Origin of the sequence: Bradyrhizobium sp. NBAIM14 (assembly GCF_020193895.1) — a bacterium.
GTDB classification, from domain to species: Bacteria; Pseudomonadota; Alphaproteobacteria; order Rhizobiales; family Xanthobacteraceae; genus Bradyrhizobium; species Bradyrhizobium yuanmingense.
Genome location: NZ_JADYVQ010000004.1, coordinates 46,545 through 62,075 on the forward strand (window position 1 = coordinate 46,545; position 15,531 = coordinate 62,075).

General features: G+C 64.8%; 15 protein-coding genes. 7 read left to right on the forward strand and 8 right to left on the reverse strand.

The window, feature by feature from the left end:
• Window positions 1-13 precede the first annotated feature (13 nt).
• On the reverse strand, window positions 14-1,159 hold the full coding sequence (gene tgt, locus I6F28_RS11975; protein ID WP_225139971.1) for a tRNA guanosine(34) transglycosylase Tgt: 1,146 nt from the start codon (window positions 1,157-1,159) through the stop codon (window positions 14-16).
• Between the two features lie 191 nt (window positions 1,160-1,350).
• On the opposite strand from tgt, the gene I6F28_RS11980 reads away from it, so the two are divergent.
• The 4 genes from I6F28_RS11980 (at window position 1,351) to I6F28_RS11995 (ending at window position 5,581) form a co-directional block, all read left to right on the forward strand.
• A complete protein-coding gene (locus I6F28_RS11980; protein ID WP_051057135.1) occupies window positions 1,351-2,559 on the forward strand; it encodes a patatin-like phospholipase family protein in 1,209 nt (402 codons plus the stop codon).
• A 135-nt stretch (window positions 2,560-2,694) separates the two neighbouring features.
• Window positions 2,695-3,441, forward strand: a complete 747-nt coding sequence (locus tag I6F28_RS11985) for a TetR/AcrR family transcriptional regulator (RefSeq protein ID WP_036012628.1) — start codon at window positions 2,695-2,697, stop codon at window positions 3,439-3,441.
• Between the two features lie 253 nt (window positions 3,442-3,694).
• Window positions 3,695-4,297: a PepSY domain-containing protein gene (locus I6F28_RS11990; RefSeq protein WP_036012631.1), complete on the forward strand. Its 603-nt coding sequence runs from the start codon at window positions 3,695-3,697 to the stop codon at window positions 4,295-4,297.
• Between the two features lie 258 nt (window positions 4,298-4,555).
• A complete protein-coding gene (locus I6F28_RS11995; RefSeq protein ID WP_225139972.1) occupies window positions 4,556-5,581 on the forward strand; it encodes an aspartate-semialdehyde dehydrogenase in 1,026 nt (341 codons plus the stop codon).
• 121 nt (window positions 5,582-5,702) lie between these two features.
• On the opposite strand, the gene queA is transcribed toward I6F28_RS11995, so the two are convergent.
• The 5 genes from queA to coaD all read right to left on the reverse strand — a co-directional run bounded on the left by queA (window position 5,703) and on the right by coaD (window position 8,913).
• The gene (gene queA, locus I6F28_RS12000; RefSeq protein WP_225139973.1) at window positions 5,703-6,776 is read right to left on the reverse strand and encodes a tRNA preQ1(34) S-adenosylmethionine ribosyltransferase-isomerase QueA; all 1,074 of its coding nucleotides are present in this window, start codon (window positions 6,774-6,776) and stop codon (window positions 5,703-5,705) included.
• Between the two features lie 144 nt (window positions 6,777-6,920).
• Window positions 6,921-7,385, reverse strand: a complete 465-nt coding sequence (locus tag I6F28_RS12005; RefSeq protein ID WP_225112460.1) for a peptidylprolyl isomerase — start codon at window positions 7,383-7,385, stop codon at window positions 6,921-6,923.
• Complete coding sequence (locus I6F28_RS12010) at window positions 7,382-7,807, reverse strand: UCP034077 family protein (protein ID WP_225112461.1); 426 nt, start codon at window positions 7,805-7,807, stop codon at window positions 7,382-7,384. Before I6F28_RS12010 ends, I6F28_RS12005 begins: the two co-directional genes overlap by 4 nt.
• An 8-nt stretch (window positions 7,808-7,815) precedes the next feature.
• Window positions 7,816-8,379 (reverse strand): peptidylprolyl isomerase, encoded by a 564-nt coding sequence (locus tag I6F28_RS12015; protein ID WP_036012644.1) that lies wholly within the window; start codon window positions 8,377-8,379, stop codon window positions 7,816-7,818.
• Between the two features lie 39 nt (window positions 8,380-8,418).
• A complete protein-coding gene (gene coaD / locus I6F28_RS12020) occupies window positions 8,419-8,913 on the reverse strand; it encodes a pantetheine-phosphate adenylyltransferase (RefSeq protein ID WP_036012646.1) in 495 nt (164 codons plus the stop codon).
• A 267-nt stretch (window positions 8,914-9,180) separates the two neighbouring features.
• Between coaD and I6F28_RS12025 the strand changes: the two genes are divergently transcribed.
• Entirely contained in the window at window positions 9,181-9,438 is a 258-nt protein-coding gene (locus tag I6F28_RS12025; RefSeq protein ID WP_036012649.1) for a hypothetical protein, read from the forward strand.
• A 179-nt stretch (window positions 9,439-9,617) separates the two neighbouring features.
• Here I6F28_RS12025 and gyrA read toward each other — a convergent pair whose 3' ends face one another.
• Both gyrA and I6F28_RS12035 read right to left on the reverse strand, forming a co-directional pair.
• The gene (gene gyrA / locus I6F28_RS12030) at window positions 9,618-12,350 is read right to left on the reverse strand and encodes a DNA gyrase subunit A (RefSeq protein WP_225112462.1); all 2,733 of its coding nucleotides are present in this window, start codon (window positions 12,348-12,350) and stop codon (window positions 9,618-9,620) included.
• 359 nt (window positions 12,351-12,709) lie between these two features.
• Complete coding sequence (locus tag I6F28_RS12035; RefSeq protein WP_025036423.1) at window positions 12,710-13,204, reverse strand: single-stranded DNA-binding protein; 495 nt, start codon at window positions 13,202-13,204, stop codon at window positions 12,710-12,712.
• Between the two features lie 448 nt (window positions 13,205-13,652).
• On the opposite strand from I6F28_RS12035, the gene I6F28_RS12040 reads away from it, so the two are divergent.
• Together I6F28_RS12040 and I6F28_RS12045 are read left to right on the forward strand one after the other, a co-directional pair.
• Entirely contained in the window at window positions 13,653-14,435 is a 783-nt protein-coding gene (locus I6F28_RS12040; RefSeq protein ID WP_225125298.1) for an outer membrane protein, read from the forward strand.
• A 239-nt stretch (window positions 14,436-14,674) separates the two neighbouring features.
• Window positions 14,675-15,373 carry an outer membrane protein gene (locus tag I6F28_RS12045; protein WP_157286061.1) on the forward strand — a complete coding sequence of 233 codons (699 nt, stop codon included), beginning with the start codon at window positions 14,675-14,677 and terminating at the stop codon, window positions 15,371-15,373.
• The last annotated feature ends 158 nt before the right edge of the window (window positions 15,374-15,531 follow it).

Below are 15,531 nucleotides of genomic sequence, written 5' to 3' on the forward strand. Positions count from 1 at the left end.
TTGGACTGTTGAGCTAGCGCGGGGCGATATCGCCCCTCGCCCAGTCCGCGCGCGTACGCTGATAGAACTCCTCGAAATTTCCTTGCGCGATCGCGTCCCTGATGCCCTGCATCAGGGACTGGTAGTACGCGACATTGATCTCGGACAGCAGCATCGCGCCCAGCGTCTCGCCGGCCTTGACGAGATGATGCAGATAGGCGCGCGCGCAGTTCCGCGTCGACGGCCATGAGCTCTCTTCATCGAGCGGGCGTGGATCGTCGGCATGGCGCGCGTTGCGCAAATTGACCTGGCCGTAGCGCGTGAAGGCGACGCCGTGCCGGCCGTTGCGGGTCGGCATCACGCAGTCGAACATGTCGATGCCGCGCTTCACCGCTTCGAGGATGTCGTCGGGCGTGCCGACGCCCATCAGATAGCGTGGCCGCTGCTTCGGCAGCAGCGGCGCGGTCTCGTCGATCATCGCCAGCATGACCGCCTGCGGTTCGCCGACGGCGAGCCCGCCGATCGCATAGCCATGGAAGCCGATCCCGACCAGACCTTGCGCGCTCGCATGGCGCAGCTCGGGCACGTCGCCGCCCTGCACGATGCCGAACAGCATGTGGCCATCCGGGGCGCTCGCGAAGGCGCGCTTGCTTCTCTCCGCCCAGCGCAGCGACAATTGCATCGCGCGCTCGATGTCGGCGCGCTCGGCAGGCAACCGTACGCATTCATCCATCTGCATGGCGATGTCGGAGCCGAGCAAACGCTGCACCTCGATCGACCGCTCCGGCGACAGCTCGACCTTGGCGCCGTCGATGTGCGAGCGGAACGTGACGGCGTGCTCGCTGACTTTGCGCAAATCCGCCAGCGACATCACCTGGAAGCCGCCGGAATCGGTCAACATCGGTCCGTTCCAGCCTGTGAACGTCTGCAGGCCGCCGAGCGCCGCGATCCGCTCGGCGCTTGGACGCAGCATCAGATGGTAGGTGTTGCCGAGCACGATGTCGGCGCCGGCATCGCGCACCTCGCGCCAGTGCATGCCCTTCATGGCACCGGCGGTGCCGACCGGCATGAAGGCCGGGGTCCGCACCACGCCATGCGGGGTGGTCAGGCGCCCGGTGCGCGCCGCCCCGTCGGTGGCGAGCAACTCAAAGTGATTGGGAAGGTCATTGTCGGGATTCATGGCGGTGCTTATTGCGTGTCGGAGCAGGCTGATCAACCCGCCGACCGCGCTCGGGCCGGTTTGTGCATCAGACTGGACAACGACCCACACAAGGATCGTGTGCCCGCACCCTTGTCAAACGAAACGATACAGTGTAGTTTTTGTCTGGGGGCTGGAACGAGATGCCGCGGCGAACTTGCCGGCGGCGGTAGATGCGTGATCGCCAGCCACCGACAATGCCGTACCCTTCGTGTTCGACCGACGCATCCGTCTCCTCGCGTGACCGGATCAGGCAGACTGGCGTGGGCCTGATCGGATCGGTGGTCCTGATCTGCAGCCTGGCGCTCGGCGCCTGCACCGCCCTGCCCCGCACGCCCTACACGGCCGCTGAAGCCAGCGCCTCGCGCGTGCTGGATATCGACGGCCTCCGGCGCTACGCCGACGAGCCGGTCACCAAGTTCAGCTTCGATAAAGACAACAGCACTGCGACGAGAACCTATCTGGCGCTGTCCGGCGGCGGCGCTGACGGCGCCTATGGCGTCGGCGTGCTCAACGGCTGGACCGCGGCCCGAACCCGCCCCACCTTCTCGGTCGTCTCGGGCGTCAGCACCGGCGGCCTGATCGCGCCGTTCGCGTTTCTCGGACCGCAATATGACGACACGCTGAAGGAGGTCTACACCAGCGGCATCGCGGAGAGCCTCCTGAACGATCCCAGCATCATGCGCGTGCTGTTCGGATCCGGCCTGTTTGGCAACACCAGGCTGCGCGAGCTCGTCGCACGCTATGTCGGGCCCGAGATCATGGCACAGGTCGCGCGCGAGCACGCCAAGGGCCGCAGGCTGCTCGTGGTGACGACCGACCTCGACACGCAGCGCACCGCGATCTGGGACATGGGCAAGATTGCCGCGGTCGGAACGCCCGAGGCGCTCAAGCTGTTTCGCGACGTGATGGCGGCCTCCGCCAGCATTCCCCTGGTGTTTCCGCCCATCATGATCGATGCCGAAGGCGGGGGCCGCAAGTTTCAGGAGATGCATGTCGATGGCGGCGTGACCGCGCCGGTGCTGACCTTGCCCGAAGCTCTGCTGTTCCAGAGTGGCCGTCTGCCCGGCAATGCGAAGGTGGACATCTACATCCTCGTCAACAAGAAGATCGAACGCAACTTCGAGCTCGTCTCCAACGGCACCATCGACGTCGCCTCGCGCAGCCTGTCGGCGATCACCCAATCGCAGACGCGCTCGATCATCTTCTCGACCTACGATTTCGCCAAGCGCAACCGGCTGGGCTTCCATCTCTCCTACATCGCGCGCGACTATCCTGCGCCGCCGTCGGAAGGGTTCGACACAACCTATATGCGGGCGCTCTACCAGTACGGATACGAGAAGGCTGCATCCGGCCAGGCCTGGACCTCGACGCTGCCGTGATCCCTCGTGACGGAACGAGGCAATACCGAAACCGTTGACGATATGGCCAATTCGGCCAGATTCGCGATGACGCCTCCGCTCCTGCGCGATATAGAGCGAATGACCGATATCACGACCGCGCAGGAATCATTGGGCATGGGATTGACTGCGACCAGGACAAGACCGGCAGCGCCACGGCGCGAGGTGCCGAAATCGCGTGGTGGCCGGCCGACGAAGACCGCTGCGATCGAGCGCGATCTGCGGCTGATCGAGGTCGCCACCCGCCTGTTCCTTGATCGCGGCTTTGATGCGACCTCGCTCGATGCGGTCGCGGAAGCTGCGCGGGTCAGCAAGCCCACCGTCTATTCCCGCTATGGCGACAAGCGCGGTCTGTTCGCGGCCGTGCTGAGGCGCGAGATCGAGCGCTGGCTTGCGCCGCTGTCGGCGGCGGCGGAGACGCAGCTCTCCAGCGCCTCGAACATCCCGGTCGAGCAGCGGCTGGTCGAGATCGGACGCGAGATGCTGACCTTCACCTGCGGCCCGGATGCCGTCGCCTTTAGCCGCATGATGACGGCACAGGCCATCAACTTCCCCGACGTCGCCAAGCTCGGCAAGGAGGAAGGCTGGCTGAAGGCCGTCGCCACCACGGCGCGCTTCTTCGACCATCTGGTGGCGCAAGGCGCGCTCGATGTCGACGACACCACCATCGCAGCCGAGGTGTTCCTCGACGTCGTCGTCGGCCACACCCATCGTATGGCGACGTTCGGAACGGCGCTGGAGCTGAAGGCTGCCGAGAAGCGCATGCGCGCGGCGATCAAGCTGTTCCTGGCCGGCGCGCTGGGACCTGCCGACCGCGTCCAGGACACCTCGAAACTCGCGCCACGGCGCCGCTCCTCCCGCTGACAATTCCGTGAGCTTGCGTGCTTTCCCCAGGGGGCGACGATGCGGCGTCATTGACCGAAATAAAACGATACGGTATGGTTTCATTAAAGTCGGTTCGGGCCGCTTTTTTCACCAGCCCCAAAGAGGTCCGGACCCGCTTCGATCGCCGCGGCGGGTACAGCCTGCCGCGGCGCTCCGCGGCCGGCCGATGCCCAAGGCCGGCCGCGAATTCTTTACGATCATCCGGCACACTCGCTGGCCGAGGGTTTCGAGCATGACGACTGCCCAACGATGGACCTCGCACCTGCTTGCGATCGCATTGCCCGCGCTGCTCATCGCCGCACCGGCACAGGCCATCGTGACCGCGAGCACGCCGACCGCGCTTCACAGCGACACAGATGGTGATGCCGAAGCGGACCGCCAGGCAGTCAGCCGCGAAATAGAGCGGTTCCGCAGCTCCTCGATCACGATCAGCCAGGCCATGGCGATTGCCGAAGCCCGCCATGCCGGCGCCACCACCGCCGATGTGAGCTTCGATGGCGGCTCGGGCGTGCCGGTCTACCGCGTGAAGACCCTGCACAACGACCGGATCTGGCGCCACACCATCAATGCTTCGACCGGCGAACTGGTCGGCGGGGAAGCCGCCCTACCCCTCACCGAGCTCGACCGCGAGGACCGCAGCAACCTCGCAGCGCTGGGTGCGATCAGGCACCGCCTCTCCGATGCCGTACGCGTCGCCGAGCGCGCCGCCGCAGGCAAGGCCATCAGCGGCGGGCTGGTCCGCGAGCGCGGCCGGCTGAACTTCTCGATCGTCGTCGTCAGCGGCGACGACCTCAAGGAGGTCACCCTGGAGCCGCCTGGCGCCAAGGGGAAATAGCGGGTGCCAAATAGCGGCAGGCTGCCCCCGGCGTCGGCCGGGCCGAAAAGCCATTGACGGCCGCAAGACTCTCCCGCATAAGTCGCCGCCATGTTCACGACCACCAAACGCACGACCAAAACCACCACGGCCGAAGGGGCCCGGGGAGGCGTGCGCGCGTAGGTCGTCGACTTAAACGCATCAGCTCTACGGCAAGCCCCGCCCTCGATGGTCCGGGGCTTTTTTGTTGTCTAAATTCTCAATGCAACGGAGGACAAAGTGAGTAACGATCCCGTCGTCGCGATTGTCGGCGTCACCGGTGCGGTGGGCGCCGAATTCATCGCCACCATGGACAAGCACGGCTTTCGCGTCGGCAAGCTCAAGGCACTGGCGAGCGCCCGCTCGGCCGGCAAGACGGTGTCGTTCCGCGGGCAGAGCGTGGCCATCGAGGAGTTGACCGAGCGCTCCTTCGACGGCGTCGACATCGCGCTGTTCTCCGCCGGCGGCAGCATCTCCAGGAAGTATGCACCGATCGCGGTGAAGGCCGGCGCCGTCGTGGTCGACAATTCCTCGGCCTTCCGCATGGACCCAAACGTGCCGCTGGTGATCCCCGAGATCAACGCGAGCCGCATCCGCGACCACAAGGGCATCATCGCCAACCCGAACTGCGCCGCGATCACCGCGCTGGTGCCGCTGTGGCCGATCCACCAGCAGAACCGCATCAAGCGCGTGATCATCTCGACCTATCAGGCGGCCAGCGGCGCCGGCGCCGCCGCGATGGAGGAGCTCGTCGAATCCACCCGCGCCAACCTCAACGGGCAGGTCTATACGCCGAAGGTGATGCCACACCCCTACGCCTTCAACCTGTTCAACCACAACACCGCCATCGACCCCGAGACCGGCTACAACGACGAAGAGACCAAGGTCATCAAGGAGACCCGCAAGATCTTCGAGGACGACAGCATCGCCGTCGGCGTCACCTGCGTGCGCGTGCCGGTGCTGCGCGCCCATTGCGAAGCCATCACCTTCGAATGCGAGAAGCCGATCAGCGAGGACCAGGTCCGTGCCATCATGGCGCGCGCGCCCGGCGTCAAGGTGGTCGACGACCGCGCCAAGAACTACTTCCCGATGCCGATCGACGCCTCGGGCCAGGACGACGTTCTGGTCGGCCGCATCCGCAAGGATCTCAGCGACCCCTCAGGCCATTCGATCTCGATGTTCGTGGCAGCCGATCAGCTGCTCAAGGGCGCGGCGCTGAACGCCGTGCAGATCGCCGAGCTGTTGCCGCAGAAGGTGATGGCGTAACGGGAGGTGCGTAGGGTGGGTTAGCCTAGCGGATGCGCGAAGCGCGGCCGCTGGGCGTAACCCACCTCTTTCATATCCGCGGAAACAGAAGCGGTGGATTACGCCTGACGGCTAATCCACCCTACGGGACCGCTCGAAACAGCAAACACGCATCGCCATACGAATAGAACCGGTATCCGCTCGCGATCGCGTGCGCATAGGCCTGCTTCATCGTCGCGAGCCCGGAGAAGGCCGACACCAGCATGAACAGCGTCGACTTCGGCAAATGGAAATTCGTCATCAGAATATCGACTGCGCGGAAGCGATAGCCGGGCGTGATGAAGATCGACGTCTCGGCGGCGAATGGCTGGATCGTGCCGTCCTCGCGCGCTGCGCTTTCGAGCAGCCGCAATGACGTTGTGCCGACGGCAACGATACGGCCGCCGGTCTTCCGCGCGGCGTTGAGCCGCTCCGCCGTTGCGGCCGAGATCGTGCCCCACTCGGCGTGCATCTTGTGGGCTTCGGTGTCGTCGACCTTCACCGGCAGGAACGTCCCTGCCCCGACATGCAGCGTCACGCGGTTGAGGCCGACGCCGCGGTCGCGCAGCGCCTGCTCCAGCGCGGGCGTGAAATGCAGCCCCGCGGTCGGCGCTGCAACTGCGCCTTCATTCGCCGCGAACATGGTCTGGTAATCAGCGAGGTCCTGATCGTCTGGCGTGCGCTTGGAGGCGATGTAGGGTGGCAGCGGCGGACTGCCGAGATCGGCGATGGCCTGGTCCAGCGCCGGGCCGTGGAACGAGAACGACAGCGTCACCTCGCCCTCGGTGCCCTTGGCCTCGACCTCGGCGTCGAGATGGCCGAGCAGGCAGACCTTGCCTTCGTTGCCGAAGCGGATGCGGTCGCCGGGGGCGAGCTTCTTGGCCGGCTTCACCAGCGCCTGCCAGCGCGAGCCGTCGAGACGCTTGATCAGTGTCGCCTCGATCTTCGGCTCTGTGTCTCGGCCGATGCGGCGACCCTTCAATTGCGCCGCAATCACCTTGGTGTCGTTGACGACGAGTTGGTCGCCCGGCCTCAGCCATTGCGGCAGGTCGGAAATGATCTGATCGCGCAGCGCGCCATTCTCGACGACCAGCATCCTCGCGGAATCGCGCGGGCTCGCCGGGCGCAGCGCGATGCGCTCGGGCGGCAGATCGAAATCGAAGAGATCGGTGCGCATGAGCAGGCTTGGCACGACACAGCCAGACCCTCATGGTGAGGAGGCGCTTAGCGCCGTCTCGAACCATGAAGGCCGGGTTGCAGCAGTGGGGCCTTCATCCTTCGAGACGCGCGTTCCGCGCTCCTCAGGATGAGGATCGAGTGACTATTCCTTGTCTGCGGCCATCCGCGCCTTGACGATCTTGTCGGGGTTCTGCACCGGCTCGCCGCGCTTGATCTTGTCGACGTTCTCCATGCCCTCGGTGACCTTGCCCCACACCGTGTACTGGTTGTCGAGGAAGCGGGCGTCGTCGAAGCAGATGAAGAACTGGCTGTCGCCGGAATCGGGATTGGCGGCGCGGGCCATCGAGGCGGTGCCGCGCACATGCGGCTCCTTGTTGAACTCGGCCCTCAGCTTCTTGCCGGAGCCGCCGGTGCCGGTGCCGTGCGGGCAGCCGGTCTGCGCCATGAAGCCCTCGATCACGCGGTGAAATACGATGCCGTCGTAGAAGCCCTCACGGACCAGCTCCTTGATACGCGCGACATGGCCGGGCGCGAGGTCGGGGCGCATCTCGATGGTGACGGGGCCCTGCGTGGTCTCGAGGATCAGGGTGTTTTCGGTGACGCTCATGCTCGTCTCTCTTGCGTTGGGGGTGAAGTCTTGTCGGGTGACGTCTTGCGGCTGCGGAACTGGATCGCGAATGGACGTCCCGCGGCGGCGCCGGCCATTGCATCGGTAAATGGCACCGGCGTGCAGCGTTGCAACGCCTCCATCACCGCGATCCGGTATTGCAGCCGGTCGTTGTCAGAGGCCTCCGCGGATTCATAGGTAATCCTCGGATGGCCCAGAATGTTTCCGGCCCGGTTAAAGCTCACCAGGACGGTGATGTCGAGTGGGCGGGCCCTCGCCGGCGACGGCGGTCTCCAGCAGGTGCGCAGGTGCCGGAAGATGTCCTGGATCGTGTCGACCTGGGCGGCCTCCACGGCCGCAAGGGAGGTGGCGAGCAACAGCACCGCGGCAACCAGCAGGAGCCTGCCACCGCGGCGCGCCATGGCCGCGCCTATTTGATGTCTGAGGCGACCTGCACCTTCACCATCTTGTCGGGATCGGTGACGGAGCCGCCGGGCGAGCCGGGGGGCGCCTTCTTCAGCTTGTCGACGACGTCCATGCCCTGCACCACCTCGCCGATCACGGTGTACTGGCCGTCGAGGCTGCCGCCGTCGGCGAACATGATGAAGAACTGCGAGTTGGCGCTGTCGACGCTGTCGCCGCGCCGGGCCATGCCGACGATGCCGCGGGCAAAATGCACCTTGGAGAATTCCTGCTTCAGGTTCGGGTATTTCGAGCCGCCGGTGCCGTTGCCGTTCTGGCCGTCGCCGGTCTGCGCCATGAAGCCGTCCATGACGCGGTGGAACGGCACGTTGTTGTAGAAGCCTTCGCGCGCCAGCTGCTTGATGCGTTCGGCATGCTGGGGCGCGATGTCGGTCCTGAGCTTGATGACGATGCGGCCCTTGGTGCTGTCGATGACGATGGCGTTGGCCTTGTCGAGATTTGCCGGCAATTGCTGCGCCACCGCCGGCGCCGCGAACAGAAGCGCGGCAAGAACTGCGAGAATTCGGATCATGACAACTCCGGATCAGAGAGAAGAGGAAGCGCGCCGTTTTCAGGCGAATTTGGCCTTGAGCTGTGCCGCGACCTGCGGCGGGACGAAGGCCGAGACGTCCCCGCCCATGCCGGCGATCTGGCGCACCAAAGTGGCGGTGATCGGGCGGACCATGGGAGAGGCCGGCAGGAAGACCGTATGCACCTCCGGCGCCATGGCCTCGTTCATGCCGGCGAGCTGCATCTCGTAATCGAGGTCGGTGCCGTCGCGCAGGCCCCGGATCATGATGGTCGCGCCGTGCTTGCGCGCCGCGGTCACCGACAGATCGTCGAACGTCGTCGCCTCCAGCACGCAGCCGGCCTGCGCCGCAATCGGACCGCAGACCTCCTCGAGCATCTTGAGGCGCTCCTCGGTCGAGAACAGCGGCTTCTTGCCGGGATGCACCCCGATCGCGACCACGAGCCTGTCGCACAAGGAAACGCTGTGCCGGACCACGTCCAGATGGCCGTTGGTGATGGGGTCGAAGGAACCTGGGTAGAAGGCGATGCGCGGCATGGCCCCGTCCTACCGCGCCCCGCCCGGGCCGGCAAGCCGGGCAGGTTCCTAGCCCGTTTCCGGTCCAGCCCCTCCGAAAATGTCCCGTTGGGCGTCAGCGGCAGCCGGTTTGTTTCGTCCTCGGGCGGCCACGAAACAAAACGGAGCGCGAACGAAACCATTTCCCACATCGGCGAAGACGTCCGGAAACTGGCCATGGTTACTAATCCGGCCAACGAATGACGGGCCGCGTACTGGGCGTAGGCGGCCGCATCACAGGGGACTGTCATGATCAAGACCATTTCAGCGATCGCTCTGTCTGCGTGTGTTGCCGCGGCCCTCACCCTCCTGCCCGGCTTTGCCCCGAAGGTCGAAGCCAGCGTGCCGCAGCCGCTGGCCAAGAGCGACCGGCTCGACATCCGCAGCATCGGCCGTGACTGCTCGCAGCAGGCCTGGCCGAACTTCGAAGCGTCCTGCCTGCGTAGCGCCGGCACCAAGGCCAACGTCCGCGAGGCCCGCCTCGTGACCGCCAACCGCACGCCGTAATCGGATCTGTCAGGTTCGTGTCGGGCGGGTCCCTCAAGACCCCAGGAATTTCTGTGACGTCTCGTCGCAGACTACGCGACGCTCGCGCCCGTCGGAATGGCCCGACGGGCGCGATCTCGTTCAGGGGGCACTATCGGCTGCGAGGAACGGCGGGTGGATGAGTCCCGATTCGCCAGCCTCTATTCCCCGTTCGCTCCATTCCCGTTCTCGGCCTCTTCCGTGATGTGCTCGACTGACACCACGTGCTCGTCCTCGGCGGTGTCGAACACGATCACGCCTTGCGTCGAGCGGCCGGCGATGCGGATGCCTTCGACCGGGCAGCGGATCAGCTGGCCCTTGTCGGTGACCAGCATGATTTGATCCGCCTCCTCCACGGGGAACGAGGCGACGAGATTGCCGTTGCGGTGGTTGACGCTCATAGCGACGATGCCTTTGCCGCCGCGGCCGGTGGTGCGGTACTCGTAGGACGAGGTCCGCTTGCCGTAGCCGTTGACGGAGACGGTCAGCACGACCTGCTCCTGCGCCGACATCTCGACATAGCGCTCCTGCGGGAGCTGGAAGCTGCCCGAGGTCTCCTCGGCCTCGGCATCGGCCGGCGCCTCGTCTGCGGCGGCTTCGCCCGCGACCGCGCGGCGCATCTTCAAATAGGCCGAGCGCTCGTCCGAGGTGGTGTCGACGTGGCGCAGGATCGCCAGCGAAATCACCTTGTCGCCTTCGCCGAGCGCAATGCCGCGCACGCCCATCGAGGTGCGCCCGGTGAATACGCGCACATCGGTGACGGGGAAGCGGATGCACTGGCCGCCCGCAGCGGTCAGCAGCACGTCGTCGCGCTCGGTGCAGATCTGCACGTCGACGATCGCCTCGTTGTCGTCGAGCTTCATGGCGATGATGCCGGAGCGGCGGACGTCAACGAAGTCGGACAGCTTGTTGCGCCGGACGTTGCCGCCCGTGGTCGCGAACATCACGTCGAGCTGGCCCCAGGTCGATTCATCCTCCGGCAGCGGCATGATGGTGGTGATGCGCTCGCCCTGCTCCAGCGGCAGGATGTTGATCATGGCCTTGCCGCGCGCGTTCGGCGCGGCCATCGGCAGCCGCCAGACCTTTTCCTTGTAGACCTGGCCGCGCGAGGAGAAGAACAGCACCGGAGTATGGGTCGAGGCGACAAAGAGCCGGCTGACGAAGTCCTCGTCGCGGGTCTGCATGCCGGAGCGGCCCTTGCCGCCGCGGCGCTGCGCCCGGTAGGCCGACAGCGGCACGCGCTTGACGTAGCCGGCGTGCGAGACCGTGACGACCATGTCCTCGCGCTGGATCAGGTCCTCGTCCTCGACCTCGCCCTCCTGCTCCATGATCACGGTGCGGCGGGGCGTTGCGAACTCGGCCTTCACCTCGGCAAGCTCGGTCTTGATGATGTCCAGGATGCGCGCGCGTGAGCGCAGGATCGCGAGATAGTCGCCGATCTCCCCGGCGAGCTTCGACAGCTCGCCGCCAATCTCGTCGCGGCCGAGCGCGGTGAGACGTGCGAGACGCAATTCGAGGATCGCCCTCGCCTGCTCCAGCGAGAGGCGGATCGTGCCGTCCTCGTTGATCCGGTGACGCGGGTCATCGATCAGCGTGATGATGTCCTCGACGTCGCGCGCAGGCCAATCGCGCGTCATCAGGGTGTCACGGGCCGCCGCCGGTGTCGGCGAGGTGCGGATCACCTTGATGATCTCGTCGATGTTGGCGACCGCGATGGCGAGGCCGACCTGCTCATGGGCGCGCTCACGCGCCTTGCGCAGCTTGTACTTGGTGCGCCGGGTAACGACCTGCTCGCGGAAGCCGACGAAGATCGTCAACATATCCTTCAAGTTCATCGTCTGCGGACGCCCGGAATCGAGCGCAACCGCGTTGACGCCGAAGCTCGTCTGCAGCGGGGTGAACTTGTAGAGCTGGTTCAGTACCACGTCGGGCACGGCGTCGCGCTTGAGCTCGACGACGACGCGATAGCCCTCGCGGTCGGACTCGTCGCGCAGATCGGAGATGCCCTCGATCTTCTTTTCCTTGTAGAGCTCGGCGATGCGCTCGACCATCGTCGCCTTGTTCACCTGATACGGAATCTCGGTGATGACGATCGCCTCTCGATCCTTGCGAATGGTCTCGAACGTGACCTTGCCGCGCATCACGATGGAGCCGCGGCCGAGATGGTAGGCGCTGCGGATGCCCTGGCGTCCGAGGATGATGCCGCCGGTCGGGAAATCCGGGCCGGGAATGATGTTGATGAGCTCGTCGATGGTCAGCGAGGGATTGTCGATCAGCGCAATACAGGCGTCGATCACCTCGCCGAGATTGTGCGGCGGGATGTTGGTCGCCATGCCGACGGCAATGCCGCCCGCGCCGTTGACCAGCAGGTTCGGGAACCGCGCCGGCAGGACCACCGGCTCCTTCTCGGAACCGTCGTAATTGTCCTGGAAGTCGACGGTGTCGCTGTCGATGTCCTCGAGCAGCTTCAGCGCGATCTTGGTCAGGCGGGACTCGGTGTAGCGCATGGCCGCCGCCGGGTCGCCGTCGACCGAGCCGAAATTGCCCTGCCCGTCCACCAGCAACTCGCGCATCGAGAAGTCCTGCGCCATGCGCACCAGCGCGTCGTAGATCGCCTGGTCGCCATGAGGGTGGTATTTACCCATGACGTCACCGACGATACCGGCGGACTTCTTGTGCTTCTTGTCGGGCGTGAAGCCCTGCTCGTTCATCGAGAACAGGATGCGCCGATGCACCGGCTTCAGGCCGTCGCGCGCATCGGGCAGCGCGCGCGACACGATCACGCTCATGGCGTAATCGAGGTAGGACTTCTTCATCTCGTCGAGGATGGAGACGGGGCGAATGTCCGAGGGTTGCGCCGGCTGGTCGCCGGGCTTGTTATCGTCGTCAGCCAAGGGGAAATCCGGTGAGGGTTTGTCTGGGAATCATATAGCGCATCCGGGGTCGGATAACCACCCTGACCGCCCTCGGAAAGTCCTTTTTCCGCTTATTCTTCCAATAACTTACGGCTTCGGAACAGCGCCCTGCACGCCCCCGGAATCGGTCCTTCATGAACGCCCGCAACGCCGGCCTGAACACGCGTCAAGGGGCCTCCGGTCAACCCGTTTTGCCCGGCTTGATACGAACCTCACCCCACACATGAAGCGCGCCCGGAAAATCCGAGCCCGTTCAGTCAATTAGGAATGTCTCCTGACGGGGAGGCGCAAGCGGCGCCGAGGTTGCCGCCGCATCTCCGTCGAGTAATCCCGCCCTCTCAGAACGGGATATCGTCGTCCATGTCGCTGTTGCGGCCGCCGCCGGCGGCAACGGGACGGCGCGGCGCGCTGCTGACGGGTCCGGAGGAGCCGAAGTCGCCGCCCGGCTCGTCGCCGAAGCTGCCACCTCCGCCGCCGCCACCGCGGCCGTCCAGCATCGTCAGCGTTGAGTTGAAGCCCTGCAGCACGACCTCGGTCGAGTATTTCTCGACGCCGCTCTGGTCGGTGTACTTGCGGGTCTGGAGCGCGCCTTCGATGTAAACCTTTGCGCCCTTCTTCAGATACTGTTCGACGATCTTGCAAAGCGGCTCAGAGAAGATCACGACGCGATGCCACTCGGTCTTCTCCTTGCGCTCGCCGGTGTTCTTGTCGCGCCAGGTCTCCGAGGTCGCGATGCTCAAATTCGCGATCGGCCGCCCGTCCTGGGTGCGGCGGATTTCGGGATCCTTGCCGAGATTTCCAACCAGAATGACCTTGTTGACGCTTCCCGCCATCGCCGCTCTCCACTCCGAATGCCACTGAATTTCAAAAGGGCGAATCCGCTGCCCGCGTTCCTCTGCGCCCGCTAGGGCGACCCTATACGCTTGCGGGCACCGATCAGCCTGCCACCCCCAAGGTTATCCCCACATATAGCATCGCGCGCACGTTTGTTCCAGATTTGTTCTTCGGCACGAGCGAGCGGAAATTTCCCGCATGTCCTCTCATGCCACAAAAAAGGACAGCCCTCGAATGGAACCTTTTTGGGTTCCCGAGTATGGCAAAAACCATTTAACATTCATCAAGTTGGAACCCATTCAATCAATCCGCAAGTGTGGCATTCCGGAGACGGACTCTGCCCTTTCCTTAGGCTACCTTTGCCTTGGAATTGATTCATATGGGTGTCGCGTCTGATCAGCCGCTTCGGGGACTTTCATGAAGCGGACGAAACTTGGGGAGACTGCAATGAATAAGATTCTTTTCGGCGTAATCAGTGCAATGGCAATGGGGCTGTCGGCTCCGGCAAGCGCGGCGGATATGGCTGCGCGTCCCTACACCAAGGCTCCGGCCCCGGCGGTCGCCGCGGTTTACGACTGGAGCGGCTTCTACATCGGCGTCAACGGCGGCGGCGGCACGAGCCGCAAGTGCTGGGACTTCGTGACCCCGGTCACGGGCGTTCTGGTGGCTGAAGGCTGTCACGATGCGACCGGCGGCACGGTCGGTGGTCAGATCGGCTACCGCTGGCAGTCGACCAATTGGGTGTTCGGCCTCGAGGGCCAGGGCAACTGGGCTGACTTCTCGGGGGACAACGTCAGCCTCCTCTTCCCTGGAAGCGCTTTGGTCACCGGTGATCGTAACCGCTCTCACATCGATGCTTTTGGCCTGATCACGGGCCAGGTCGGTTATGCCTGGAACAACGTGCTGCTCTATGTGAAGGGCGGCGCCGCCGTAGTCGGGGACAAGTACGACGTCTATGCCGCGCCTGGCACGCCTGGCGCCGGCACGCTGCTGGCGTCGGCTCGCGAGACCCGCTGGGGCGGCACCGTTGGCGCCGGCCTGGAATTCGGATTTGCTCCGAACTGGACGCTCGGCGTCGAGTACAACCACATCTTCCTCGGCGACCGTACGATCGCCTTCACGACGCCTGCGGGCGTTGCCTTCGGGAGCGATCGCATCAGTCAGGACGTCGACATGGGTCTAGTCCGCCTGAATTATCGCTTCGGCGGCCCGTTGGTCGCGAGGTACTGATATCCCTCTCATTTCGCGAGCAAATGGAAGGGCCGGCCCTGCGCCGGCCCTTCTTTTTTTCGGCACATGCCTGGACGTAAATAAGTCAGTAACCATCACCTTTTGGACTGTTGTGGCTTTTCGGAGACACAACTTGCGGCTTTGGTGGTGTAAAGACGGCGTCAGTTGGGCCGTTTGAGTCCGCTGCCCTTCCGCCACGGAAGGCAACAACAGAAACTGGGACTGGGATTAAGTTGAAAATGAAGAAGGTTTTGTTGGCTTCGGCCTGTTTGTTCGCTCTCGCGGCCCCCGCTTCGGCTGCTGATCTGGCAGCCCGCCCCTACACCAAGGCGCCTGCGCCTGTTGCCTCGGTCTACAACTGGACCGGCTTTTACCTGGGTATCGTCGGTGGCGGCGCCTGGGAAAACAGCTCCGATGATCCGCGCATGCAGGGCGGTTTCGTCGGCGGCACCGTTGGCTACAACTGGCAGACCTCCAACGTCGTGTTCGGCATCGAAGCTGATGGCGCGTGGGCTGACGTAAACGCCTCGGCGACCGGTCTTGTTGATTTTGGTGGCGCCCTCGTTCCCACGACGGTCAGTTCGCGTATCGACGCGCTCGGCACCGTGCGTGGTCGCATCGGCTGGCTCGCTTCCCCGAGCGTCCTGCTGTACGCCACGGGTGGTTACGCCTGGATCAACAACAAGATCAGCGTCAGCGCGCCCCCTGTTCTGAGCCTCTCGGAGAGCCAGTTCCATTCGGGCTGGACGGTCGGCGCGGGCGTCGAGGCGATGTTTGCTCCGAACTGGTCGGTCAAGGGCGAGTACCTCTATCGCAGCCTGGGCGGCGAGACCTACTTCTCGGGCGTCTTCCCGGTCAACACCGGCACTCTCGACCTCCACACCGTGCAGGTCGGCGTGAACTACCACTTCGGCGGCCCGGTCGTCGCCAAGTACTGAGCTTCGTCTCTGACGCATCATCGTCACGAAAGGCCGGCCTCGCGCCGGCCTTTTTGTTTGTTGCGGCCGCCCGTTCGCTCGCGCTTTTCGAAGGGGTGTGGCCGCTGGGTGACACAACCTTTGGCTTCAATGGTGTAAAAGCAATGACGTTGCTTGAG